Here is a 2,091-nt window from a genome sequence, read left to right as displayed (position 1 = left end):
GTATAAAAAAGAGACCTGTGGTTACAGGTCTCTAGGACAACAACGCCTGCATATCCTCGGGGATCGGCGCAGTAAATGTCATGGGTTGTTTGGTAATCGGATGGGTGAAAGACAGCTGATAGGAATGCAGCGCCTGCCGGGCGATATGGGTATAATCTGGATGATATAAAAAATCACCGGGCAGCGGATGGCCGATATGCTTCATGTGGACACGGATTTGATGCGTTTTTCCGGTCTCCAGCCGGACAGCGGCAAGAGAAAACCCGTTGTGTACAGCCAGCCGCTCAAAGTACGTGACGGCAGGCTTGCCGCGTGTCTCGTCGACAATGCGCTCAATGGTGCTGGCATGGGCGCGGGCAATTGGCGCACGAATACAACCAGACTCCGGTAAAACACCGGTGCAAATGGCACGGTATTCGCGATGAATCTCTCGATGACGCATTTGCTCCGCCAAAATACAGGCAGACAGCTCGTTTAGGGAGAATAGCACGACACCGGAGGTATCCCGATCCAGTCTGCCGACGGAACGGGCAGTAAATGGTTCGCCGCGCTGCTGATAATAATAGGCAAGCGCATTGGACAGCGTATCATCGTAATGCCCCTGTGACGGATGGACGGGCATACCAGCAGGCTTGTTGAGAACAATGAGGTCACTGTCCTCATAGACAATAGAAAGCGGTAAACAGACGGGAAGTAGATTTTCGTTTGGCGCAAGATGTGGAATCACTGCACGCAGGGTTTGACCTGCGTGCAGTTTTTGATTGGAGCGAATGGAGATCCCGTCCAATAAAAGTCCGTTTTCTTGATATTTGGTTTGGATGAGCAGATGCCGCGAGAAGCCCTGTGCGCGCAGAAATCGATCTGCTGTGCGCCCGTCAAATTCCGGCGGGATCTGATACTGAATACTGTTTCTAATCATGCTTGCCAGTGTATCATATTTGAAGTAATTTTGCAATCGGCTTCTCGATTGACGCAAGGTGTCTTGATGGCGTATAATAAATACGGTAAAAAATTACGAGGAGGAAAACGTTGTGAAGGATATGCTGATACAGCTGTGCAGCGCAGACGGCGTGACCGGCTTTGAAGGACATGCTGCACAGAAGGCGGCGGAGCTGCTGGCACCGTACTGCGATCGTGTGGAATTTGATTCCTGCGGCAGTGTATTGGGCTGGAAGAGCTGCGGCAAGCCGAATGCAAAGACTGTCCTGCTCGATGCCCATCTCGATCAAATTGGTTTTATGGTCACAGATGTGCTCGATGGCGGATTCCTGCGCTTTACGCAGGTGGGCGGCATTGACCCGCGTATGCTGCTTGGCGCTGAAGTGACAATTTTAACGGAAACACCGAGATACGGTGTCATTTCCTGTACACCGCCGCATTTGCTGGCGGCAGGAGAACAGAATAAAGCCGTGCCGATGCAGGAAATGCTCATTGATACCGGCTTGCTGGATGCGAAAGCTGTCATTCCGATTGGCACGCCGATTGTGTTTGCACAGCCGCCGTATGAGCTGACGGACGGTCAAATTACCGGCAAGTGCTTGGATGACCGCGCGGGCTTTATTTCTATTGTCGAGGCGATGAAACAGCTGCAAGATGCTAATTTGCAGGTAGATCTTGTCGTATGTGGTTCGGTGCATGAGGAGACCGACTCACTTGGCGCTCTGGCGGCAGCATTTCATGTGGCACCGGATTATGGCATCGCCGTGGATGTCAGCCATGCCAAGACGCCGGACAGCGGTTCGGATGAAGCATTTACATTTGGCGGCGGTGTGCTCGTGGGAATGGGCCCGAATTTGCACCGCGGTCTGACCAATCGCATGATAAAGACAGCGCGTGCGGAAGAGATTCCCTATCAGATCGAAGTTATGGAAGGCAATACAGGCACCAATGCATGGGACATGCAGGTGGTGCGCAGCGGCATTGCTATGGGCTTGCTGTCGATTCCGCTCAAATATATGCACACACCGATTGAGACCATTAAACTGTGTGATGTCCAAGCGGTCAGCGATTTGATGGCAGCCTTTTTGAAGGAGTTTGACGGGGAGGTAACGCGCGTATGATCGAGGTATTAGAAAAGCTGTGCGCTCTTCC

General features: G+C 52.2%; 2 protein-coding genes. One reads left to right on the top strand and one right to left on the bottom strand.

Annotated elements, in window-relative coordinates:
• Positions 1-31 precede the first annotated feature (31 nt).
• Positions 32-919 carry an RluA family pseudouridine synthase gene (locus ACR0P9_RS11485; RefSeq protein ID WP_432620273.1) on the bottom strand — a complete coding sequence of 296 codons (888 nt, stop codon included), beginning with the start codon at positions 917-919 and terminating at the stop codon, positions 32-34.
• Between the two features lie 121 nt (positions 920-1,040).
• Here ACR0P9_RS11485 and ACR0P9_RS11480 point away from each other — a divergent pair, with 121 nt between their 5' ends.
• A complete protein-coding gene (locus ACR0P9_RS11480) occupies positions 1,041-2,060 on the top strand; it encodes a M42 family metallopeptidase (protein ID WP_432620275.1) in 1,020 nt (339 codons plus the stop codon).
• Positions 2,061-2,091: the final 31 nt, after the last annotated feature.

Source organism: Butyricicoccus sp. (genome assembly GCF_050872565.1).
In the GTDB taxonomy this organism is placed as follows: domain Bacteria; phylum Bacillota; class Clostridia; order Oscillospirales; family Butyricicoccaceae; genus Butyricicoccus_A.
The sequence above is the reverse complement of the archived record's forward strand: the minus strand, read 5'-3'. Positions and strand labels throughout refer to the sequence as shown.